Genomic DNA, 23,056 nt, shown 5'->3' on the forward strand with positions numbered 1-23,056 from the left:
GAGCACTCCTGACGTAACGTCGGTTGGGCCTAGGTCATGCGGCCGGTGATGTAATTTTCGGTGCGCTGTAAACGCGGGTTGGTGAACACTTGATCCGTTGGCCCGTATTCAACGAGTTCACCTTGCTGCAAAAAAGCCGTGTAGTCGGATACCCGTGCGGCTTGCTGCATATTGTGCGTCACTAATACCAGCGTGAGCTGGGATTTCAGGTTACGAATCAGCTCTTCGATTTTCAGCGTCGAGATCGGATCCAGCGCCGAGGCGGGCTCGTCGAGCAGCAGCACGTCGGGCTGTACGGCGAGCGTCCGGGCAATCACCAAACGCTGCTGCTGACCCCCGGATAGCTGCCACGCCGAGCGGTGCAGGCGATCTTTCACCTCGTCCCACAAGGCCGCGGACGTCAATGCCCACTCGATGATGTCGTCGCGTTTGCGCTTGGGCATGCGCCCTTGCAAACGCAGCCCAAAGGCGACGTTTTCATAAATGGACATTGGGAATGGGTTGGGCGTCTGAAACACCATGCCCACACGGCGACGCAGTTCGGTGACGTTCATCTGTGGGGCGTGAATGTCCTGACCCTCCAGCTGAATCTGACCTCGATGCGTCACCGACTCGTTAAGATCGTGCAGCCGATTGATAGCACGTAGTAACGTCGATTTTCCGCAGCCCGACGGGCCGATGAAAGCGGTGACTCGGTGGCGAGGCACATCGAGCGTTAGGTCACGCAACGCCGTTTTCCCCGCATAGGCGAGGTGAAACTGGTTGATGCTCAAACAGCAGGTCTCGGCAGTAAAGCGAGTCACCGATGCATGAGGCGGGTTGGCGGACGATAACGCTAGCATTCGTTTCCTCGTTGACGCCTTAAATAATGACGCAGAAATATGGCAGTTAGATTAAGCACGAGCACGATCAATACGAGCAGCAGCGCAGTAGCAAACACCAGGGGAATGGCGGCCTGGACATCTTCGCCGTGAAAAGCGGTATCAAATAAATGATAGCCAAGGTGCATGAATTTGCGCTCTAGGTGCAAGTAGGGAAACTCGCCATCCACAGGCATTTGGGGAGCCAGCTTGGCGACGCCCACCAGCATCAGCGGGGCGACTTCGCCAGCGGCTCGGGCCACGGCCAAAATCACGCCGGTGAGCATGGCCGGGGTCGCCATGGGCAGCACCACGCGGACCAGCATTTCCAGGCGGGTGGCGCCCAGTGCGACCGCACCTTCTCGCTGCGCATCGGGAATGCGTGCCAGGCCCTCTTCGGTGGCCACGATGACGACCGGCAGGGTGAGCAGCGCCAGGGTCAGCGATGCCCAGAGCAGGCCGCCCGTGCCAAACGTGGGGGAAGGCAGCGTATCGTCGAAAAACCAGCTGTCGATGGAGCCCCCGATCCCGTAAACGAAAACGCCCAAGCCAAACACTCCGTAAACGATCGACGGCACACCGGCAAGGTTGCGTACGCCGATACGCACCAAGCGGGTCAGGCGGTTTTGATGCGCGATTTCATTGAGATAAATGGCGGCCAGTACGCCAAACGGCGTCACGATGACCGACATCAGCATCACCATCATGACCGTACCGAAGATGGCGGGCCACACGCCGCCGCCGGTATTGGCCGAGCGGGGACCTTCGCTAAGAAATTGCCATATACGCTTGCACCAAACGGCGACTTTTTGGCCCCAGGACATGGCGTTTGGTGCTTGAAATCGAGTGACGCCCGCTAACGGTTGGCTCACGGTGTCGCCCTGGGCGGAAGTAAGCTGCAGCCGTGCGATCGGCCGTTGTCCGTCAGGCAATCTAAGCGCTTGTGCAACGAATGCCCAGGCAGCCTCACCCTCAAAACGCTGACCTGCGCTCTCGACGACGTCTAGGCGCCCGATGAAGTCCCCCCATGGGGCACGCTCCAAGCGGATGAGGTCGTTGGGCTCCGCAATGTCGGCGATATCGCCGAGGGCGACCCAGCGCCAGCTGTCGCCGTCAAGATCCCGGTTGCCGGTAAAGTAGAGGCGTTCTGTCCCTGCTGCGTTGGGCAGCGGGGCTTCCCGCACCGGCTGACCGATCACCGTCTCCCCAGAGCGCAGAGTGACTTGTTCCAGCGTGGCAGGCCAAAAGTGGCCCAGGCCACGGGCGGCCAGCAACGTCAGAAGTGTTGCCAGCATCAGCAGCGACAGCGCAACGCTAGCGGCGCATAGCCAAGGCCACAACAGGCTGCCCACGGACGTAAGGCGGGGGGGCTTCCGGTGCCAGCGCATTAGCGACTCCCACCGATGCGCTGATAGCGCTGACGTAGGCGTTGGCGCACCATCTCAGCAAGGGTGTTAACCAAAAAAGTAAAGAGAAACAGCGTCAGAGCTGCAAAAATCAGCAGGTGATAGGTCATCCCACCGGGAGCGGCTTCTGGAAGCTCGATAGCAATCGATGCCGATAGCGAGCGCAACCCTTCGAAGGGACTTGCGCTGAGCAGCGCGGTATTGCCGCTGGCCATCAAGACGATCATGGTTTCGCCCACCGCGCGCCCGGCACCTATGATGACGGCCGAGAAGACCCCTGGGCCTGCGGTAGGCAGCGCGACTTTCCACAGCGCCTGCCAGCGGCTGGCACCCAGTGCTTGAGCGCCCTCCATCAAGCTGGCAGGCACATCGGCGAGCGCGTCCTCGGCCAGCGAGTAGATGCTAGGAATCACCGCAAACCCCATGGCGATCCCCACGATCAGCGCGTTACGGGTGGCGTAATCGAGGCCGTACTGCTGATCGAGCATGAGCCGTAGGTCGCCGCCGAACCAGAGCTGTTCCAAGAGCGGTGCCAACCACAGCGCCAAGGTGATCATGATGGCGAGCCAAGGCATCAGCCAGAGGCCCGCCCAAGAGAGCGGCAGCCACCGACGCACACGCGAACCGGCGAAATACCAGAGCGAGCCTGCCACTCCAGCGCTTAGCGGCAGCCATATAAACACCAGTAGCGTACTGGCGAGATGACGCTCTACCCAAGGGGCCAGCAGCAAACCGGCAATGAAGCCCACGACCACGCCGGGAATGGCTTCCATGAGCTCCAATAGCGGCTTGATACGGCTGCGTAGCCGTGCCGACATGAACAGCGCCGAGTACATGGCCGCGCCCAGCGCGATGGGGGTCGCGAACAGCATGGCAGCGAGGGCCGCTTTGAGCGTACCCCATGCCAGTGGCGATAACGTGCTGAGAGATAAGGTGTCGCCAAACGACAGCAGCGGTAGCGTTTCCCATATTAGAAACACGCCAATGGCAAGAATGGCCAATAGAACACCGATACCACCGGCGGTAATCAGGCCAGTGGCAATACGGTCATGAATGAGGCGCAGCGGCTGACGCGAAAGAGGTAGCCGTGGGGGAGTCATGTCGACATCATAAAGAAACGAGTAGCGTCGCAAAAAAGTACGTACATGGCAGAAGTTCTTCACCCTACGGCATGTTTATGACATTTAAATGACAATCTAAGGCGCCAGCAGCGGCGGCTGTCGCAGCGCTTGGGGCAGCGGTACGAAGCCCGCAGCTCGAACGATTTGCTGACCTTCGTCGGAGAAGATCAGTTCGATGAAAGCCTGTTCGGCAGGCGGTAGCGTCTCCCCTGGCGGCAGATTCACGTAGAGGTAGAGGTTTCGCGATAACGGATAAGTGCCGTCCTGGATCGTCGAGACAGTTGGCCGGATAGCGCGGCCGGCCTCGTCGATCAGCGGCAGGGCACGAACCATCGCATTCACGTGGTTATAGCCTGCGTAGCCCATGGCATTGGGTGACTCGCCTACGGCGGCGATCACCGCCGACGAGCCAGGGTGTTCGCTGATATCGCGACGGAATTGGCCGTTGCATAGAGCCCGGTCCAGAAACAGCCCGTGGGTGCCAGAGGCCAAGTTACGGCCATGTAGCGCAATCTTGCCGTAGGGCCACTGCGCCACAGGCAGTAACTCTTCCCAGCGACGGATTGGCTGCTGCCCCCCACACGCCAAGGTGGTGGAAAAAATCGCATCGGCTTGCTCGCGGGTGAGCGATGCCAGAGGGTTGTGGCGGTGAACCACCAGCAGTAGGGCATCTCGGGCAACGCTCAATTCACGGGGCGGGTAGCCGTAGCGCTCGATGAACTGTTGACGCTCGGTATCGGTCATGGGGCGCGACATCGGGCCAAAGCGCGTCGTTCCTGCCACTAGCGCGGTCGGTGCACTGGCAGAGCCACCTGCTTGAAACTGCAGCGTAATATCCGGGTAGCGGTGGTTGAGTGCTTCCCCCCAGCGGAGCATCAGCCCCGCCATGGTGTCGGAGCCTACGGCACCCAAGGTGCCGCTCACCGGTGCAGGTTGCCCCCAGGCAACCGTGGAGCAGAGCAGCACGCCCATGGCCACCCAACGGCGACAACAGCGATGAATCCGCTCGCAATGGCACGCCCAACGATTGCCCTTCAAACATCACCCCTCTTATGATTAACTATCGCTACCCTGTTGCGATGCAGCAACGTGATGCACTTGCGTAGTGCCGGTTTTGAGTACCGGTTTTACTACAGCGTTTCACTACAACAATAACCTTACAAAGCGACCACCTTATGACACCGCTGGATACCGACTTGGACGACGTACCGGCCCCCAAAGGGCAGCTCACCTTAAAGTTACTGGCTTCTCGGCAAGATACCAATCTCTATGGCGATATTCCTGGCGGCTGGTTAGTGAATCATATGGACCAAGCGGCGGAGCTGGCTGCCGGGCGTGAAGCCGGTGGCCGCACCGCGACGGTCGCCATCGAAGCCATGGATTTTTTGAGCCCGGTGCGGGTCGGGTCCATGGTGAGTGTCTATACCCAAGTGCAGGATATTGGCCATAGCTCGATCAAAATCGATGTCGAGGTGTGGGTGCGCCCACCCCATGGCCGCCACATTGAAGAGCGCCAGAAAGTCACCGAAGCGCGTTTCGTCATGGTGGCGTTGGACGATAACGGTCGTATCCGTGCCGTCCATGGCTAGTCCGTCACATCGTAAGCGTAACCTTATAGCAAAAAAGGGCGCCGAAGCGCCCTTTCACATTGGCTAATACGTTAAGCACCGACATTGTCGCGGCTTTTCAGGTAGGCGTACTCCCCTACGTCACTAAACGGGCGCACCACTTCCTGGAAGGCCGAATAGGACTCGTAAACGCGGCGAGACTCTTCATCGCTCTCTACCTGACGCTGAATCGCCTGCTTGGAGGACTCGTACAGCGCGGCCATGACGTCTTCCGGGAACGTGCGTAGCTGCACGCCGTGCTCTTCCACCAGCGTTTCCAGTGCCTGAGCATTGCGGTAGGCAAACTCGCTGATCATCGCTAGGTTAGAAGCGCGCGCCGCTTCACGGATCACGTCCTGCAAGTCTTCCGGCAGCGCGTTCCAGGCATCCAGGTTGACGGTGCCTTCGAGAACGGCAGTGGGCTCGTTCCACACGGACGTGTAGTAGTAATCCGCCACTTGATGCAGGCCGAACGCTAGATCGTTATAGGGGCCGACCCAGTCCGCCGCGTCGAGCGCACCGGTTTGCAGTGAGGTAAAGATTTCAGAACCGGCCATGTTCACGGTGCTCACACCGATGCCGTTCATGGCTTCCCCGGCGAGCCCCGGCAGGCGCAGCTTGAGGCCCTGCATGTCCTCGAGGGAGTTGATCTCTTTTTTGAACCAGCCCGCCATCTGCGTACCGGTGTTGCCCACGGCAAAGGGTTTCAGATTGTGGTTGGCGTAGATCTCATCCCACAGCTCTTGGCCACCGCCGTGATATAGCCACGCGTTCATTTCGGTGGTAGTCATGCCAAAGGGCACGGCGGTGAAGAACTGAGAGGCAGCCACTTTGCCGCGCCAATAATAAGAGGCGGAGTGGCCCATTTCGGCGGTGCCTGCGGCGACGGCGTCAAATACTTCCAGTGCTGGCACGAGCTCGCCTGCACCATGAACGCGAATGCGCATACGGCCGTTCGAGAGCTGCTCCACTCGGCGGGCAAAGTCGTTGGCGCCAGTACCGAGGGCGGGGAAGTTCTTCGGCCAGGAGGTGACCATATCCCACGTGTAGGTTTCGTTAGCGCTGGCGGTAGAAACAAAGGGGGCAGCAGCGACACCGGCGGCGCCTAGGCCGGCGGTTTTCAAAAATTGGCGGCGTTGCATGGCGGGCATGACTCCGAAATTATAGGCTGTTTTTTTATAAGCGCAGTGAGCGCAGTGTCCGCCTGCCAGTATGCGCTAAGCCGCTTTTATAGGGCAAGTCCCTGTCTTCACTTGCCCTTTTACGAGGTGAAAACGGCGCTACGTTTAAAGCGGTGTCAGTTTGGCAAAACCGAGCACGAGCCACTTCACGCCTTCGCCATCGAAGCTCACCTGCACCCGCGCACGGGCGCCTTCTCCCTCGGCGTTGAGAATGATGCCCTCGCCGAATACCGGGTGCTCGACTCGCTGGCCGACGTGCAGCGCAGGGAGTTCGCCGTCGCTCTCGATATTGGTTTGGGCAAAACTTTGCCGCGAGGCGGTCACCGGGCGAGATACATGGCCTCGCAGGCGGACCTCCTCCAGCAGATGAGGCGGCAGCTCACGCAAGAAGCGCGATGGGCGTGGAAACACTTCTTTACCGTGCAGTCGGCGGGTTTCCGCGTGGGTGAGGTAGAGCTTCTGCATGGCGCGTGTGACGCCCACGTAGCAAAGCCTACGCTCCTCTTCGAGCCGCCCAGGCTCTTCCACGGACATCTTGTGGGGAAACAGCCCCTCTTCCACGCCCGCGATGAACACCACGGGAAACTCCAGGCCCTTGGCCGAATGCAGCGTCATCAGTTGCACGCTGTCCTCGAACTCTTCGGCTTCGTGGTCGCCCGCGTTGAGGGCGGCTTCTGATAAGAAGGCTTCCAGTGCTGCCATGCCTTCGCCCGCTTCCGGGGTTTCGAAGGCGTCGCCATGGGTGAAGGCGCGGGCGGCGGTGACCAGCTCTTCCAAGTTTTCGACACGGGCCTGGCCCTTTTCACCACGCTCGCTTTGATGGTGTTCGATCAACCCGGTATGGGCAGTGACATGATCGATGATTTCATGTAGCGGTAGCCCGGCGGCGTCGTTATCGAGCTGCTCGATCAGGTTGGCGAAGGCTTGAACGGCGTTGCCCGCGCGGCCTTTCAAGGTGCCATCCTGAATCGCGTCGTGGAGCGCCTGCCAGAGCGAGACACTCTGCTCGCGGGCGCGGTGGCGAACGATTTCCACCGTGCGGGTGCCGATGCCTCGGGTGGGGACGTTGATGACGCGTTCGAGCGAAGCGTCGTCGTCGCGGTTGAGCAGCAGGCGCAGGTATGCCAGGGCGTTCTTGATCTCCAACCGCTCATAAAAGCGGTGGCCGCCGTAGATGCGGTAGGGCATCCCTTGGCGAATCAGCGTCTCTTCCAGCAGCCGCGACTGGGCGTTGGAGCGGTATAGGATGGCGACATCACGACGGTGGAAGCCTTCATCGACCTTCTCTTTGATGGTGTCGACGATGTAGCGGGCTTCTTCCAGGTCGTTGAACCCGGCGTAGACCGAGATCGGTTCGCCCTCGATACCATCGGTCCATAGGTTTTTGCCCAGCCGCTCGCTGTTGTGGCTGATCAGCGCGTTGGCGGCGTCCAAAATGGCGCTGGTCGAGCGATAGTTCTGCTCCAGGCGCACCGTGTGGGTATCGGGAAACTCCTCTTCGAAGCGGCGGATGTTTTCCACTTTGGCGCCCCGCCAGCCGTAAATCGACTGGTCATCATCGCCCACCGCCGTCATCGGCGTTTGCTGGCCGGTCAGCAGTTTCAGCCACGCGTACTGCAGAGTATTGGTGTCCTGGAACTCGTCCACCAGCACATGGCCGAAACGCTCGCGATAGTGGTTCAGCAGCGGCGGGTTGTCGCGCAAAAGCTCCAGGCTGCGCAGCAGCAGCTCGCCAAAATCCACCAGCCCGCCGCGTTCGCAGGTGAACTGGTAGCGCTCGTAGAGCTCGACCATTTGCGCCAAATAGCCATCACCGTTGACGTTGACTTGGTGGGGCCGCAGCCCTTCCTCTTTGCAGCCCGCAATGAACCCCTGCACCTGGCGGGGCGGGAAGCGCTCGTCGTCGATCGAATAATCTTTGAGCAGTCGTTTGATCAGCCGGAGCTGATCATCGGAATCGATGATTTGGAAGTGTTGCGGCAGGCGGGCGTCTTGCCAATGGGTGCGCAGCAGCCGGTGGGCAATGGAGTGGAAGGTGCCGACCCACACGTGGCGCATGGAGATGCCCAGCAGCGCTTCCAGGCGCGTGCGCATTTCGCGCGCCGCTTTATTGGTAAACGTCACCGCCAGCAGCGCGTAAGGAGACAGCCCCTCGGCCTGCATCAGCCAGGCAATGCGGTGAACCAGCACGCGGGTTTTACCGGAGCCCGCGCCCGCCAGTACCAGTAGGTTGCCCTGGGGGGCACTGACGGCCTCTCGCTGGGCGGGGTTGAGCTGATCGAGTATCGCCGTGACGTCGTCCATATAAGCCGCTGCCGGTTCGAAAAATGGGCGGCCAGTTTAGCACAGCCCGCCCACTGGCTGGGTATACAGCGTACGTCGCGTTGGGCTGCGTTTATTGATCGTCTGGGTAACGCAGCGTGGTCAGGCTCTTTTTCACCGCTTTGAGCTGTTCGGCAAGCTTGGGGCCGCGGGTTTTGGCGACACCGACGGCCAGCACGTCGATCAGCACCAAGTGCGCGATGCGCGAGCTGAGCGGCGTGTAAATCTCGGTATCTTCGTGCACATCGATGAACAGCGGCAGACTCACTTCGTGGGCCAGCGGCGACTCGCTGGGGCACAGGCCAATCACCGTGGCCCCCGCTTCGCGGGCCAAACGTACGCTGGCCACCAGCGCCTTGGTGCGCCCGGTTTGCGAAATCGCCACCACTACATCGCCCTCTTGCAGCGTCACCGCCGACATGTTCTGCATGTGCGGGTCGGCGTAGGCAGAGGTCGATATCTGCAGGCGGAAGAACTTGTGCTGGGCATCGAAGGCGACGGCACCGGAGGCACCAAAGCCGTAAAACTCCACCCGGTTGGCCATGGCCAGCGCGTTCACGGCCCGCCCCAGCGATTCGTTGTCGAGCCGGTCGCGTACCGACAGCAGCGTGCCCACGGTGGAGTCGAAAATGCTGTGGGAAAACTCCGCCACCGAGTCGCTATCGTTCATGGAGAACTGGGCAAACTGGCTGCCGCTGGCCAGCATCTGAGCGAGCTGGAGCTTGAAATCCTGAAACCCGTTGCAGCCAAGGGCGCGACAGAAGCGCACCACGGTGGGCTCGCTCACCTTCGCCTCGGTGGCCAGGTCCACGATCCGCATATGGATCACTTCATCGGGATTACGCAGCACGAACCGCGCTACCTTTTGCTCGGAGCGACGGAAATGCTCCATGCGGCGTCTCATTTCATCGAACAGGGCGCGGCTCACGTTCAGCTCCTTAAATTCTTGATCGTGCTTATGAGGCCTAGGTGGCCACAGTATGCCTGAGTGACGGGAAGAGGGTAGCGGTAATCATCCACCGGGGCTGCCGTTAAAAGGGCGTTAACCCATTTCTTCAAGATTCGTCATCATTTTGTCAAGTAGGTTATAGTAAGAAGTGACGTGCCGCACTGCATCATTCAAAAAATCAGTGGTCACGGATGCAGGTGGACGTAGGCAACTTCACCTGGAGGAGCGTCGATCATGAGAAACGTCGAACGAATGACCTCGGTAAAAAGCGAATTGCTCGACATATTCATGAGTATGGAGGTCGATGAGCATGCCCAACGTCGGCGCAGCGCCGCCCAGCGTAGCCTAAGAGCACGCAGAGGGATCGAGCTGCATCGGGAGTTCCAGAAATTGTCGCGGGATATCGCTCCCTTGCCGGACGATGACGAACCGCAAGAGAGCGAATTGCACTAAAACAGCGTGTGATGATACGGCCCCGCCAGCTTAGCGGGGCCGTGACGGCTTAGATCAAGCCGGCCACGAACACGGCGATGACACCTGCGGGCGCGACGAAGCGTGCGAGTATGTTCCACACGCCCACACCAGCGGCTGACAACCCAAGCTCAGTCTCGACACTCTTGCGCTCTAAACACCAGGCGGCGAACAGGATCGCGCCCAGGCCGGTCAGCGGCAGGAGAATCTTGCTGGTGAAGGTGTCGAGCAGGTCGAAGATATTCAAGCCAAAGAACAGCACCTCCGCCCATACGTTGAACGAGAGCAGGGCGGCAACGCCTAGCGCCCACACCGCAATACCGCTCGCAAACGTCGCTACCAATCGCGACATCGAGGTACGCTCTTCCAGGGTTTCCACCACCGGCTCCAGCAGCGAGATGGCAGAGGTCAGCGCTGCAAACGTAAGCAGCAGGAAGAACATCAGGCCCAGAATCGTACCGCCGGTCATGTTGCCGAACGCCAGCGGTAGCGTCACGAAGATCAGGCCGGGGCCTTCGCCTGCGCTCAAGCCGTTGGCAAACACGATCGGGAAGATCGCCAAGCCGGCCAGCAGGGCAATGGCGGTATCCAGTATGATCACGGTGCGCGCGGTGCTGATCAGGTTGACGTCTTCGCCCAGGTAAGAGCCGTAGGCCATCATGATGCCCATGCCCAGCGAGAGGGTGAAGAACGCTTGGCCCATGGCCGCCAGCACCACGCCGCCATTCAGCGCTGACCAGTCCGGGCTGAACATGAAGCTCAGCGCTTCACCGAAGTAGCCGCTGGTCATGCCGTAGCCGACCAGGATCAGCATCAGTACCACCAGCGCAGGCATCATGGTGCGGGCCGCGCTTTCCAGGCCTTTGGTGACGCCGCGGGCCACGATGCCGATCACCAGCACCATGAAGGCGGTGTGCCACAGCAGCAGTGTCGTCGGGCTGCCCAGCATGCCGCTGAACAGCGCACCAATGCTGTCCGCATCTTGGCCGTTGAAGGTGCCAATCACCGAGCTCAGGGTGTAGTTCAACGACCAGCCGCCGATCACGCTATAAAACGATAAGATCAAGAAGGCGGCGAGCACGCCGCTCACCCCGATCGTTGCCCAAGCGCGCGTCTTGCCGTGGCTAGCGGCCAAATCAGACATGGTGTTGATGGGATTTTTCTGGCCGCGACGGCCAATCATCCATTCGGCGACCAAAATGGGCAGGCCGACCAGCGCGACGCATGCCAAGTACACCAGTACGAACGCCGCACCGCCGCTGTCGCCCACCATGTAAGAGAAGCGCCAGATGTTGCCCAGGCCAACGGCGGAACCCGCAGCCGCCAGCACGAAGCCCATGCGTGACGACCACTGTGCATGTGCAAGTTTTGCCATAAATCACCTATGTGAAGTTCGATTGTAATGAGTCGTTGTCGGCGCACTGCACCGATTTTCGGAAATAGAGAGATTGCCAGCGTGCTTTTCCGAAAGAACGCGCAATTTATCCGATCATAGGGGGGCTTGCCAGTCAGCTCGTCTAAAAAGAGGCCTTAGAATAGCTGGCTCTGCTTTTCGTCAGCGAAGAGGGCGAGTGGCGGTAGTGAAATGCGCCGTTGGAGGGTGTGGTAAAGATGGCGAGCCATCTCTGGCGACGCTCGGTTATCCGCTGTATGCACAAATAAGAAAGGGGTTTTCCCCTGATTTATCCACAGGGAGAGACGATCTATCCACGGCTCGAAGTAGCGAGTATTGATGGCTTTGTCAATATGGCCAATGAAGCGAATGATCGGTCGATCTGCCGTGGAGAGCACGTGTAGCGGGAGTTTCGGCTTTTCCTGTTGGGCGTGAGCGAGACCTGCATGGCCATTGGCAGGGGTCGAGAACACGGGGCGCACATCAAGCATCACACGGTTGGCGCCATAAGTTATCAACAATTGGTTGAAGGCTTTCTCCTCCTCACCCTTGTGGAAAAAAACAGGGTGGCGCACCTCCACGGCGCAGGGCAGATGCACTGGCCAGTGGGCAAGCAGCGCTTCCAGCTTAGGCAGCTCTGAAGGGCCAAAATCGCGCGGTAGCTGCACCATGGTCGGACCTAGCCGGTCATGAAGCGGGGTCAGTGCGTCGATGAACTTCCAAGCAGCGGTCAAACTGCCGAGGCGCTGGTCATGCGTCACGCTCGCGGGCAGTTTGAAGCAGAAGCGAAAGTGCGCTGGGGCTTGGCGGGCCCAAGCAGCGATGGTGTCGGATTTGGGCGCACCGCTGTAAAACGTCGTATTGCCCTCGACGCTGGAAAACACTGCTGCGTAGTCGCTCAGCAGGTCGGTTTTGGCCTGGCGCGGGTAGAGGCCACCCTGCCAATCCTGATTGGCCCACATGGGCAAGCCAAGATAGAGCGGTAGGGGCGAGCATGGGGCGGTCATCGCAACGGTAGCCTTTGTCGACAGTAGCCAAAGTAACGTATAAAAAAGTTAGTGTAACCTTAACATCGCCCGCTGTGGCGGTGGTGCAAGGCGTGTTCATGAAGATAACGGCCACATTTATGAAACTCTCCCCGTCGCTACAGCGCTACTATGGCGATCATTACAACGCTCACAAGACAATCGACAGGAACGCCCCATGGATGCTGCTTATGTAAGCGCCGACGATATTCGCGATCACTTCTCCAAAGCGATGTCGGCGATGTATCAACAGGAAGTACCGCAATACGGCACGCTGCTATCGCTGGTGGAGCGTGTGAATCGTGACGTGCTGGCAGACGATGCCGACCTCGCCCGCTCGCTCGAAGCGTCCGACGAGCTGGCGCGCCTGAGCGTCGAGCGTCATGGAGCGATCCGGGTCGGCCTGCCCGAAGAGCTGGCGCTGCTGCGGCGCATGTTTGCGGTCATGGGCATGTATCCGGTGGGTTACTACGACTTGGCGGCTGCCGGTGTGCCGGTGCACTCGACGGCCTTTCGTCCGGTGGACGACGACGCGTTGAGGCGTAATCCCTTCCGCGTCTTTACCTCGCTGTTGCGTCTAGAGCTCATCGAAAACGCAGCGCTTCGCGAGCAGGCGCGGGAAATTCTCTCCCATCGTGAGATCGTCACCCCCGAGGCGCAAGCGCTGATTGCCCGCTGCGAAGCGCAAGGGGGCTTGAACGCTGCCGATGCCGAAGCGTTCGTGCAGGCCGCGCTCGATACGTTCCGCTGGCATCACGATGCCACCGTCGACCGCGCCACCTACGACCGTTTGCATCAAGAGCATCGGTTGATTGCCGACGTGGTGAGTTTTCACGGCCCGCATATCAATCACCTGACGCCGCGCACCTTGGATATCGATGCGGTACAGCAGCAGATGCCGAGCGTCGGCATCGACCCTAAGGCGGTGATCGAAGGCCCGCCCCGTCGACGCTGCCCGATTCTGCTTCGCCAAACCAGCTTCAAAGCGCTGGAAGAGACGATTACCTTTGCCGATAGCGTGGCCGGTCATCACACCGCCCGCTTCGGTGAAATCGAGCAGCGCGGCGTTGCCTTGACGCAGAAAGGACGAGCGCTCTACGACCAGCTCTTGGCCCAGTCGCGGCAGTTACCCGCTGCCCAGGATAACGCCACCCACCAAGCGCAGCTGGCCGAGGTGTTTCAAGCGTTCCCTGATGATCTCGATACGCTGCGTCGTGAAGGGCTCGCGTTCTTCCACTACTACGCCGCTCCTGACGCTAAGGTATCGCTGCCTGAACACATCGATGCGGAGACCTTGGAAGCACTCGTCGATCAGGGAGCGTTGTTCTGCCAACCCATGATCTACGAAGATTTCCTGCCGGTCAGCGCGGCGGGTATCTTCCAGTCCAATCTGGGCGGCGAGGAGCGCGACGAATACGCCAGTCAGGCCAACCAAGCGCAGTTCGAGCACGACCTAGGGGCCGATGTGATCGATGAGATTGCGCTCTACGCAAGCCGCGAGCAGGCATCGCTGGACGCGGCGCTGGCAGTGCTCAAGGGAAGGTGTTAGAACGTGGCGACCAACGTTTGCCATGATTCGATCACATCACCTTAGGAGGGCACGATGCAGCAGGACAAAGTATTGGTGTTACATGGGCCTAATCTCAATCTACTGGGCACACGTCAGCCAGAGATTTATGGCTTCGACACCCTAGACGACGTGAATAACCTGCTGCGCGAAAAAGCGGTGATGGGCGGCTGGGAGATCACGTGCCTGCAGAGTAACCACGAAGGAGCGCTCATCGATGCCATCCACGCGGCGAGGGTGGACGGCACCCGGGCCATCATCATCAATCCGGCGGCCTATACGCATACCTCGGTGGCGATTCTCGATGCATTGAACGCCTTCGATGGCCGCGTCATCGAAGTGCATCTCTCCAACGTGCATAAGCGCGAGTCGTTTCGTCACCACTCCTACGTCTCGCTACGCGCCGATGGCGTGATTGCGGGGCTCGGCGTGCAGGGCTACAAAGCGGCGCTCGAGGCGGTGATGGCTAGTTGATGGTCGCGCGTATGTGGGCGACTTTGCTCTGTATCACCGGTAAGTAAACGTTCACCAACGTGTCGAGGTCGACCCGAGCCGCGTTGGTGCTGATGTTGATGGCTCCCATCAAGTGCTGTTTAGCGTCGTACACCGGTACCGCTATGGAGCGTAGGCCCGAATCCAACTCCTGATCCGAAATGGCATACCCTTGCTGTCGTGCCTCGACGATGCGGTGGCGCAGTTCGTTGACATCGGTCACGGTTTTATCGGTGAAGGGCTCGAGCGTAATCGTCGCCAAAAAGCGATCGAGTGCTTCATCGCTGAGCTGAGCCAGCAGTATGCGCCCCATGGAGGTGTACGCGGCGGGCAGCCGTGTGCCTACCGATAGGGTGATGGCCATGAGGCGGTGTTTGGCAGCCGAGCGCGCGACATAGGTCACGTCGTGACCGTCTAGCACGCCCAGCGAGGACGACTCGCCTGTCTCGGCGGTGATTTCTTCCAAGTATTGCTGAATGACGCCTTGGTAATTATTGGCGGACAAAAACGCATAGCCTAGCTGGAGCACGCGGGGCGCTAGCTCGAAGTAGCGCTGCTCCTTGCGTACGTAGCCCAAGGCATGCAGCGTCAGCAAAAAGCGTCGCGCTTTGGCCCTATTCATGCCGGTGCGCGAGGCGACTTCGCTCAACGTCATGCGCGGGTGCTCAGCGTCGAATGCTTGTATGACCTCCAAACCGCTGGCTAAGGCAGTGACAAAGTCGCGGCTCTCCGTACTAAGCATCTCTTCTTGCATGTTCGATATCCACTGTGTTCGAAAGCATCCGAAAAGGGTAACGTAAAAAAGTTCGTTATGCGAACTTATAGAGTTGTCCCGGTGCTTTGGGTCTTATTGGACGAAATGCTACTAAAGTTGTGTTTTTTAAACGCTTAACAACGACGTAATCTCAATGCATATACTGCGAATATATGTACGTGATACGAACAATAATTAACGCACAGGATGATAATAATGAACAAGCTCCTCCGCACTGCCTGTCTCGCTGCCGTCGGTAGCACGCTCACCTTGGGCCTGACGGTATCGTCTGCCACGGCCAACGAGTGGCCCACCGATGACATCCGCTTGGTGGTCCCCTACGCGCCGGGCGGTACCACGGATGTACTTTCTCGGCGCGTCGCTGACCTTCTGCAACAAGAGCTCGATGCGAATGTCGTCGTCGAAAACCGCCCGGGTGCGGGTTCGACGGTAGGGACTGGGCGTCTTGCTCGCGGTGGCCGGGACGCCGATCACACCATTCTCATGGCGTCTCCAGGCCATACGATTGGGGCAGCCATTTATCCCGACCTGAGCTATGACCCGGTGAACGACTTCGTTTTCCTGCAAAACATGATCGACATTCCCAACGTCATGGTGGTGCCCGCCGACAGTCCCTATGAAAGCGTCATCGAGTTCGTGGAAGCCGCCAAAGAAGAGAACATGACGTTTAGCCACAGCGGCGTGGGCAGCTCCATCCATATGTCTGGCGAGCTGTTCAAAACGTTGACCGAGACCAACATGACGGCCGTACCGTTTGCGGGAAGTGGCGCCGCGCTGCCTGCGCTGCTGGGAGGGGACGTGGATGTCTCGTTCGAGAACATGCCCACCGTGCTCTCGCATATTCGCTCGGGTGATTTGCGCGCACTGGCCGTCACCTCCGCCGAGCGCTCTGAATTCTTGCCGGACGTGCCCACGCTGTCTGAAATCGGGGAGTATAACCTCGATCAGTTCATCACCACGGCGTGGTTTGGCTTGATTGCGCATAACTCCTTCCCCGAAGAAGCCCAGAGCGTCATGCAAGAGGCCCTGAACAAGGTCATGGAACGTGAAGAGTTTTTAGACTTCGTCGAACAGCTAGGCGCTGAACCGGGTCAGGTATCCGGCGAGGAGTTCAAGCAGTTCATCGTTGCGGAAGTAGAGCGCTGGGAAAACGTTGCCGAGCAGGCGGGTATTAGCCAGTAAGTCACACCACTTCACGTTGTGCACTGGGGCGAGAACCTGCGTTCTCGCCTTTCTTGTTTCCCTGGGGAATGCCGTCATGACACGCTCAGATGCTAAGCGAAGGATAAAAGACGTCAATGATGTGATAGCAGGGGGCATCCTGCTGTGCTTCTCATTGGCGCTGGTGTTCTATCTGGTGCCGAACTACATCAATGAACCGCCGATTCTACAAAACCCCATGATGTCACCGCGCTGGCTACCGGGGATCGTAGGCTGGCTGATCGTGCTGTTTTCGGTTCTGCTGATTCTGCAAGGGTTTCTGCTCGACAGACGTCACGAAGACGACGAACGACAGATCGAGAAAGGTCCAACGCGGCGCTTCGTGCTGATGGTGGCGGCGCTATTGACCTATGTCGCGCTGTTCGAAGCGATGGGGGCGGTATTCACCGGTATCCTGGCAACGCTCATCCTGTTCTTGGCGCATCCCGTGCGTACCTGGTGGGCCTATAGCTTGGCTTTTGTCTTTCCTATCGCAGTGACACTTCTCTTCGTCAACGTGATGAATGTACCGCTTCCACTATCGCCGATCGGTTTCTGATGGGCTGTCAACGTTTCGGGTGAGCTATGGAAAATTTTTCGGAAGTCGTCGCGCTGTTCTTTAGTTTGGACAACTTCGTCGCCATTGCGCTAGGGGTCGTGATCGGCGTAGTGGTGGGGTCGATTCCTGGGTTGACCGCCACCATGGCGGTCGCGCTCGCGCTGCCGTTCACCTTCTCCATGCAGCCGGTGGCGGCGATTTTGCTGCTCGTGGGCATCTATAAAGGGGGCATGTACGGCGGCTCGATTACGGCGATTTTGATCCGAACGCCCGGCTCCCCCGCCTCCGCCTGTACCCTGCTCGATGGCTACCCCATGGCACAACAGGGGCATGCCAAGAAGGCACTGAAAACGGCGCTCTACTCCTCCGTCATTGCCGATTTCATCTCGAACATTGCGCTGATCTTTTTTGCCGCCTACTTGGCGAAAATCGCCTTGAATTTTGGCGCACCGGAATTCTTCTGGCTCATCTGTTTTTCGCTCACCATCATCATCTCGTTGGCCAGCGGCTCGATGATCAAGGGGTTGATGGCGGCACTGCTGGGTATTCTGCTCTCGTTGGTAGGGCTGGACGACGTCTTCGGCTCTCAGCGGTTTACCTTTGGCAATTACAACTTGATGGACAGCATCTCGTTCATTCCGCTGCTGATCGGCCTATTTGCCATTCCAGAAATCATCGAGTTCTACCGCAGAAAAGCGCTACCGCATATCAAAGCGAAAGCGAGCGGGGCGGGTTTGGCCTTTTCTGAATTGAAACGCTGTATGACGACCATCGTGCGGGGGAGTTTGATCGGCGTGATCATTGGCGCCATTCCCGGTACGGGCGCCACGGCGGCGGCGTTCATTTCTTATAGCGATGCCCGCCGACGCTCCCCTCGCAAGGCGAATTTCGGTAAGGGCGAAGTGGAAGGCGTCGCGGCGGCCGAGGCCGGTAACAATGGCGTCGCCGGTGCCACGATGATTCCTCTGCTATCGCTCGGTATCCCCGGCGACGTGATCACGGCCATCATTCTGGGCGCCTTCATGGTTCACGGCCTGACGCCCGGCCCGCTCATGTTCCAAGAGAATCTATCGCTGATCTACGCGCTCTTCATGGGCATCATGTTCAGCTCGGTGGTTCTGCTGGTGGTGGGCAACGTCGCCATCAAGTACTTTTCGCTCATTGCCGACATTCCCAAGTCGATCCTCTTTCCCATCGTCTTGATGTTCTGCGTTTACGGAGCGTATGCCGTGAACAACGACACCTTCGACGTATGGCTCATGCTGGCGTTCGGGGTGTTGGGGTATGTCTTCAATCGAGCGGCGATACCCGCAGCGCCCTTTTTGATCGGCTTCATTCTCGGCCCGATGTTCGAAGACAACCTGCGCCGCTCGCTGCTGATCGGCCACAACGACTTGTCCATCTTCGTGCGCGGGCCGATTACCTGGGCCTTCATTGCCCTGACGGTAGGGTCGATTGGCCTGGCGCTTTACCGTTTCCTGTCCGCACGCCGCGCCGCATGAGCTGCCACCGACCCATCGTGAAACGAGGCCAGTGGCGTTACCGCTACACTGGGCGGCAGCGGTTACCCGACCGTGACGCCGCCACACACATAGAGCGTCTGGCCGGTGATGAAGCCGCTGCGCTCGTCGCAAAAGAAGCTGACTGCCTGGGCCACGTCTTCCGGCTGGCCCATGCGCCGTAGCGGAATGTTGTCGATGATGCGTCGCGCGCGCTCAGAGTCGGGCGGATTGTTTTGCCAAAAGGCACTGGTCGCAATGGGGCCTGGCGCAACGCAGTTGACGGTGATGCCGTGCTCGGCCAGCTCCAGCGCCCAGGTGCGGGCCATGGATTGCAGCGCCCCCTTGGTGGCGCTGTAAATGGAGCGCGCTTCTTTGCCGAGCACCACGCGGCTGGCGTTCACGACGATGCGTCCGCTACCTTGCGCCTTCATGGCGGGCAGCACCGCTTGGGTGCAGATCAGCGCCGAGCGGACGTTCAGCTGCATCAGCGTATCGAAATCCTCGAGGGTCGCCTCCTCTAGCAGGGCGGGCGCCACGATGCCGACATTGTTGATCAGCCGGGTGACGGGATAGCGCTTGGCGATATCCGTCATGAGGTGGCGGGTCGTTTCGGCGTCGGCAAGGTCGATTTGGTAGGCGTCTGCCTGTAGCGATTCCGCTTCCGGCTCGACGATATCCAATACGATGACGCGATAGCCATCCTGCTGAAGGCGCAGGGCAATGGCTTGGCCGATGTTACGTGCTCCGCCCGTGACGACGGCAACGTCTTGTTGGGAACGTTCGTGACTCATGCATGCTTCCTCGTGTGCGATGTGGCAAAAGGCTCAAAAGGCGACTAAATCACTCAGTGTCATGAGCCAAATCAGCAGGCTAAGCGTAAAAAAGGAGGCGACCGTCGCGACCAGCATGGCGGCAGCGCTCACGTCTCCCAAGTGGTAACGCTGGCCCAATAGAGGATAGATGCTAATCATCGGTGCCGCGGCAAAGAGCAGCGCGCCTGCCATGTAGACGGGCTCGATACTCGGTACCAGGAGACACGCGACCAAAATGTCCAGCGGGTGAAGCAGTAGCTTGCCCACCACGATTTGGCCCACGTCCCTCATCATACCTTGTGCACGCAGACCAAATAGCGAGCCACCAATCACGAAGAGGGCGGCGGGCCCGGCGGCTTCGGCCAGCATGTGGACCGCTTTCTCGATGGGGAGAGGCATGTCGATACCCGTGCCTGCGATGACGACCCCGACGGTCAAGCCGATCAGCAAAGGATTTTTCGCCAGATTCCGTGCCGTCTGTCGCAGGGTCTGCCACACGTTCGAGCCCTGCTGGTTGCCCATCTCGGCAAGAATGAGCGCGGCGGGAATGATCAGCAGGTTTTCCACCAGCATATTGAGCGCTAAGAGCACCGCTGCCGGTGAGCCGATGACCATGGCGGCGACCGGGTAGCCGACGAATCCGCTATTGGAGGCGGTCATGCCGAGTGCCTGCATGGCGCTCGCGTTCAGCGGTTGGCGCTGTAGTTTCCAGCAGAGCACCAAGCCCGCGCACAGCACGAAGAGCGATCCCAACCCGTAGGCCAACAGGTAGCTCGGCTGAAAAATGTCGCTCAGCGGCTGCTGGGTCAGCGCGCGAATCACCAGGGCGGGCAAGGCGCAGTACAGCACGAAAACGCCCACGCATTGCAGCTGTTCGCGTTGAATGATCCCGCCCCAGCGCGCCACATAGCCAATACCCATGAGCAAAAAAATGGGCGTGGTAATGGCTAGAATATCGAGCATGGTCGGCTCCCCGGTGCGGCGCGCAATGAGCGTTCGATGAGCGAATTATTGTACGCTAATTTATGGGGGTGTCATGAAGCGCGCTGGGGTTTTTGTGCAACGAGTTGCTCGACGTAGTGAGTGCGCAGGGGAATCACATGCGGTGTGATCTGCTCTGGGTCGAGCTGCCCCTGAGTAAAAAACCGAAACGCATCCACTCCCTGAAAGACGAACAGGTCGACGCCGGAGAGCGTGTTGGCATGGGCCTCGTGCGCCGCTTTCAAGAGCTCGGTATGGGCCGGAATGTATACCGCATCGAATACCCAGTGCTGGGCACCCAGGCCTGCGGTGTCGATGGGGCAGCCGGGATGGTTGATGTGGCCAATGGGGGTGCAGTTCACGACCCCTTGCCAGGTGGGCAGCTCGCGCGTGGCCTGTTCGGCTGACACGCACGTGGCGGCAATGCCCATGGCATTCAGATCCTGGCATAGGGTGTCGGCACGCTGCGCGTCGCGCTCCAAAATATGGATGCAGCGGGCCGACAGTTCGCCGAGCGCGCACGCCACGGCGCGTCCCACGCCACCGGCACCGATCAACAAGACATCGCCCGCCGGCTGGTTGCCAAACGAATGGCGGTAGGCGCTGATGAACCCGGTATAGTCGGTGTTTTCGGCACGCAATCCCTGTTCATCGAACAAGAGCGTATTGGCGGTGCCGACCCGCTGCACACCGGCTCCACAGATGTCCGCTAATTTGGCGGCTGTCTCTTTGAAGGGAAAGGTGACGTTGGTGCCCCGGTATCCTTCTGCGCGCAGCTGTTGAATGGCGCTGGCAAAGTCGAAATCCGCGATACCCAGGCTGTCGACCAAGTCGTAGCGGACGGCTAGACCCAGCGATGCGCCTAGGCGTTCGTGAAGGTCGGGAGATTGTGATTTGGCGATACCTTCGCCGACGAGTCCTAACGTGATCATGCGGGGCGCTCTCCCGTGTCGCTATTGATATCTGAGGCTATGCGATCTGCTTCCAGGCGTTGCTGTGCCGTGACCCGCACGAAGGCATTCGGCGCGCCGAGCCCCTGGTAGCCTTCTCGCTGCACTAATTCGATGAAAAAGGCTTTGTGGTTGGGTTGCGTATAGAGCTGATGGAAGTCGCCGTGAGCGTCCTGGTCGAACAGGATGTGGTGCTCCTGCATCCAGGCATGGGTTTGCGCCGGTAGGTCGAAGCGCGCCGCCAGGTCGCGATAGTAGTTGCTGGGTATCGGCAGCACGGGGGTGTTTGCCTTATGTAACGCAGCACTGGTATCACGCAGGGACGTGGTGCTCAGAGCGATATGGTGAACGCCCGACCCGCCGTACTGGCGAACGAAGCGGTTACTGGCCGTGTCTGGTGAGGCGCTGGCATTGAGCGCTAAACGAAAACGACCATTGCCGTTTTGCAGTACTTGGCTTTGAATCAAACCGCGCGGGTCGGTGACGTCGAACGAGGGAGTCACCTCTAGTTGGAAGATGGCGCGGTACTGCAGCATCAGCGACAGGTAGTCATGGTAGGAGAGCGCCACGCTGATATGGTCGATATCCACCAGCGATCCTTGAGGCACTGGCTGGCGCTCTAGGGGAAACTCGCGATCCCATGTACGGCTCAGCTGCGAGTCGTCGATGATATACGAGAGGCTGCCATCGACGTTACGCAGCGCGCTCATGCGGTGACTCGCGCCCACGTCTTCAGGCTCGACGATCTCGTAACCGAGTTTATCGGCCCGCTTGAACGCTTCATAAGCGTTACCCACCCGAAGGCCAATCGCCGTCACGGCCGTAGCGTCACGGCCCGGTACGCGCCCGGTAAAGCTCGACTCGGTATTCAGCACCAGGTTGACGTCGCCCGCCGCCCAGCGCTCGGCGTCCAGCGTGTGGTGTCGACCGACGCAGGCCATGCCCAGGGCGCTCAGCAGCTCGCGCAGCGGCGTCAAGTCCTCGGGCTCGACGGCTATTTCGAGAAAGGCGACGGACTCGATGGGCTGCGGTGCGGGAATGCCGCTATCCCCCTGCATACTGCGCAGTAAATGGTAGGAGCGCAGCCCATCGCGCGCGGTTTGGTCGCTGTGGCCCATGCGGAACACATCGTTAAAGATCTCATGGGAGAGCGGACCGTCGTAGCGCGTCTCGTCCAGCATGGCCATGAAACGATCCATCTGTAGCTCGCCCTGTCCCGGGAAACAGCGGTAGTGTCGGCTCCACGACAGGTGATCCATAGACAGGCGCGGCGCATCGGCGGTCTGGACCAAAAAGATACGGTCACCGGGAATGCGCCCCAGGGTGCCCAGCTCCGTCTGGCGCGAGAAGATATGGAAGGTATCCAGCACCAGGCCCACGTGCGGATGCGCCGCGCGGCGTACCACTTCCCAGCTATCGCGGTAGTCGTGGATGTGTCGGCCCCAGGCCAGGGCTTCATAAGCCACGCGTAACTGACGCTTTGCGGCGCGTTCGCCCAGCTCGAAAAAGTCATCGGCCGCGCGGCTAATGCCTGGCAGGGCATCCGGATGGACGGTGCTGCAGGCCATCAGCAAATCGGTGCCGAGCTCTTCCATTAGATCGAACTTATGCTCGGCGCGATCAAAGGCGCGCTCCCGCGCGCGGCCCTGCAGTCCTTCGAAGTCGCGAAAAGGTTGCAGGGTCACCAGCTTCAAGCCGCGGGAGCGAATGAGTTCGCCGGCTTCCCGAGGCGTGCCTGAGAAGGCCGTCAAGTCGTTTTCGAACAGCTCGAGCCCCTCGAAACCCGCCTGAGCAATCGCATCGACTTTTTCCTCCAGCGAACCGCTGAGGCAAACGGTAGCAATCGATGAGTACATGGCATCATGCTCCTTGTAAGAGTGGCG

21 protein-coding genes are annotated in these 23,056 nt (G+C 59.6%); 7 read left to right on the plus strand and 14 right to left on the minus strand.

The window, feature by feature from the left end; all coding sequences use genetic code 11:
* Positions 1 to 29: 29 nt before the first annotated feature.
* From pstB to MHM85_RS09020, 4 genes are all read right to left on the minus strand, one after another.
* Positions 30 to 842, minus strand: coding sequence for a phosphate ABC transporter ATP-binding protein PstB (gene pstB, locus MHM85_RS09005; RefSeq protein ID WP_139526108.1), 813 nt, complete (start codon positions 840 to 842; stop codon positions 30 to 32).
* Positions 836 to 2,248 (minus strand): phosphate ABC transporter permease PstA, encoded by a 1,413-nt coding sequence (gene pstA / locus MHM85_RS09010; protein ID WP_139526107.1) that lies wholly within the window; start codon positions 2,246 to 2,248, stop codon positions 836 to 838. The genes pstB and pstA overlap by 7 nt, the downstream gene beginning before the upstream one ends.
* Entirely contained in the window at positions 2,248 to 3,366 is a 1,119-nt protein-coding gene (locus MHM85_RS09015; RefSeq protein ID WP_139526106.1) for an ABC transporter permease subunit, read from the minus strand. Before MHM85_RS09015 ends, pstA begins: the two co-directional genes overlap by 1 nt.
* 96 nt (positions 3,367 to 3,462) lie before the next feature.
* Entirely contained in the window at positions 3,463 to 4,359 is an 897-nt protein-coding gene (locus MHM85_RS09020; protein WP_139526252.1) for a phosphate ABC transporter substrate-binding protein, read from the minus strand.
* A gap of 203 nt (positions 4,360 to 4,562) precedes the next feature.
* On the opposite strand from MHM85_RS09020, the gene MHM85_RS09025 reads away from it, so the two are divergent.
* Positions 4,563 to 4,976, plus strand: coding sequence for an acyl-CoA thioesterase (locus MHM85_RS09025; protein WP_139526105.1), 414 nt, complete (start codon positions 4,563 to 4,565; stop codon positions 4,974 to 4,976).
* 71 nt (positions 4,977 to 5,047) lie between these two features.
* On the opposite strand, the gene MHM85_RS09030 is transcribed toward MHM85_RS09025, so the two are convergent.
* The 3 genes from MHM85_RS09030 to hexR all read right to left on the minus strand — a co-directional run bounded on the left by MHM85_RS09030 (position 5,048) and on the right by hexR (position 9,425).
* Positions 5,048 to 6,136: a TRAP transporter substrate-binding protein gene (locus tag MHM85_RS09030; protein ID WP_139526104.1), complete on the minus strand. Its 1,089-nt coding sequence runs from the start codon at positions 6,134 to 6,136 to the stop codon at positions 5,048 to 5,050.
* A gap of 144 nt (positions 6,137 to 6,280) precedes the next feature.
* Entirely contained in the window at positions 6,281 to 8,479 is a 2,199-nt protein-coding gene (gene uvrD, locus MHM85_RS09035) for a DNA helicase II (RefSeq protein WP_139526103.1), read from the minus strand.
* A gap of 91 nt (positions 8,480 to 8,570) precedes the next feature.
* On the minus strand, positions 8,571 to 9,425 hold the full coding sequence (gene hexR / locus MHM85_RS09040) for a transcriptional regulator HexR (RefSeq protein ID WP_139526102.1): 855 nt from the start codon (positions 9,423 to 9,425) through the stop codon (positions 8,571 to 8,573).
* A 255-nt stretch (positions 9,426 to 9,680) separates the two neighbouring features.
* Between hexR and MHM85_RS09045 the strand changes: the two genes are divergently transcribed.
* Positions 9,681 to 9,899, plus strand: coding sequence for a hypothetical protein (locus MHM85_RS09045; protein WP_062374507.1), 219 nt, complete (start codon positions 9,681 to 9,683; stop codon positions 9,897 to 9,899).
* 49 nt (positions 9,900 to 9,948) lie between these two features.
* Here MHM85_RS09045 and MHM85_RS09050 read toward each other — a convergent pair whose 3' ends face one another.
* Together MHM85_RS09050 and MHM85_RS09055 are read right to left on the minus strand one after the other, a co-directional pair.
* A complete protein-coding gene (locus MHM85_RS09050; RefSeq protein WP_139526101.1) occupies positions 9,949 to 11,292 on the minus strand; it encodes a sodium-dependent transporter in 1,344 nt (447 codons plus the stop codon).
* 155 nt (positions 11,293 to 11,447) lie between these two features.
* Positions 11,448 to 12,317 (minus strand): DUF72 domain-containing protein, encoded by an 870-nt coding sequence (locus MHM85_RS09055; protein ID WP_139526100.1) that lies wholly within the window; start codon positions 12,315 to 12,317, stop codon positions 11,448 to 11,450.
* Between the two features lie 196 nt (positions 12,318 to 12,513).
* Here MHM85_RS09055 and MHM85_RS09060 point away from each other — a divergent pair, with 196 nt between their 5' ends.
* Together MHM85_RS09060 and aroQ are read left to right on the plus strand one after the other, a co-directional pair.
* Positions 12,514 to 13,884, plus strand: coding sequence for a VOC family protein (locus MHM85_RS09060; RefSeq protein WP_139526099.1), 1,371 nt, complete (start codon positions 12,514 to 12,516; stop codon positions 13,882 to 13,884).
* A 54-nt stretch (positions 13,885 to 13,938) separates the two neighbouring features.
* On the plus strand, positions 13,939 to 14,376 hold the full coding sequence (gene aroQ, locus MHM85_RS09065) for a type II 3-dehydroquinate dehydratase (RefSeq protein WP_139526098.1): 438 nt from the start codon (positions 13,939 to 13,941) through the stop codon (positions 14,374 to 14,376).
* Here aroQ and MHM85_RS09070 read toward each other — a convergent pair.
* The gene (locus MHM85_RS09070; protein ID WP_239285768.1) at positions 14,369 to 15,148 is read right to left on the minus strand and encodes an IclR family transcriptional regulator C-terminal domain-containing protein; all 780 of its coding nucleotides are present in this window, start codon (positions 15,146 to 15,148) and stop codon (positions 14,369 to 14,371) included. The two genes, aroQ and MHM85_RS09070, sit on opposite strands and share 8 nt — an antisense overlap.
* Positions 15,149 to 15,364: 216 nt before the next feature.
* Between MHM85_RS09070 and MHM85_RS09075 the strand changes: the two genes are divergently transcribed.
* From MHM85_RS09075 to MHM85_RS09085, 3 genes are all read left to right on the plus strand, one after another.
* A complete protein-coding gene (locus MHM85_RS09075) occupies positions 15,365 to 16,351 on the plus strand; it encodes a tripartite tricarboxylate transporter substrate binding protein (RefSeq protein WP_239285770.1) in 987 nt (328 codons plus the stop codon).
* A 76-nt stretch (positions 16,352 to 16,427) separates the two neighbouring features.
* On the plus strand, positions 16,428 to 16,928 hold the full coding sequence (locus MHM85_RS09080; RefSeq protein WP_239285772.1) for a tripartite tricarboxylate transporter TctB family protein: 501 nt from the start codon (positions 16,428 to 16,430) through the stop codon (positions 16,926 to 16,928).
* A 26-nt stretch (positions 16,929 to 16,954) separates the two neighbouring features.
* On the plus strand, positions 16,955 to 18,430 hold the full coding sequence (locus tag MHM85_RS09085; RefSeq protein WP_239285774.1) for a tripartite tricarboxylate transporter permease: 1,476 nt from the start codon (positions 16,955 to 16,957) through the stop codon (positions 18,428 to 18,430).
* Between the two features lie 62 nt (positions 18,431 to 18,492).
* Here the strand turns inward: MHM85_RS09085 and MHM85_RS09090 are convergent, their stop codons facing one another.
* The 4 genes from MHM85_RS09090 to MHM85_RS09105 form a co-directional block, all read right to left on the minus strand.
* Entirely contained in the window at positions 18,493 to 19,221 is a 729-nt protein-coding gene (locus tag MHM85_RS09090) for an SDR family oxidoreductase (RefSeq protein WP_139526093.1), read from the minus strand.
* Between the two features lie 33 nt (positions 19,222 to 19,254).
* Complete coding sequence (locus tag MHM85_RS09095) at positions 19,255 to 20,205, minus strand: AEC family transporter (protein ID WP_239285776.1); 951 nt, start codon at positions 20,203 to 20,205, stop codon at positions 19,255 to 19,257.
* 71 nt (positions 20,206 to 20,276) lie between these two features.
* Positions 20,277 to 21,155 carry a shikimate dehydrogenase gene (locus tag MHM85_RS09100; RefSeq protein WP_139526091.1) on the minus strand — a complete coding sequence of 293 codons (879 nt, stop codon included), beginning with the start codon at positions 21,153 to 21,155 and terminating at the stop codon, positions 20,277 to 20,279.
* Positions 21,152 to 23,029 carry a sugar phosphate isomerase/epimerase and 4-hydroxyphenylpyruvate domain-containing protein gene (locus tag MHM85_RS09105; RefSeq protein ID WP_139526090.1) on the minus strand — a complete coding sequence of 626 codons (1,878 nt, stop codon included), beginning with the start codon at positions 23,027 to 23,029 and terminating at the stop codon, positions 21,152 to 21,154. The genes MHM85_RS09100 and MHM85_RS09105 overlap by 4 nt, the downstream gene beginning before the upstream one ends.
* Between the last annotated feature and the right edge of the window lie 27 nt (positions 23,030 to 23,056).

It is taken from the genome of Halomonas sp. McD50-4, assembly GCF_022348135.1.
GTDB classification, from domain to species: domain Bacteria; phylum Pseudomonadota; class Gammaproteobacteria; order Pseudomonadales; family Halomonadaceae; genus Vreelandella; species Vreelandella piezotolerans.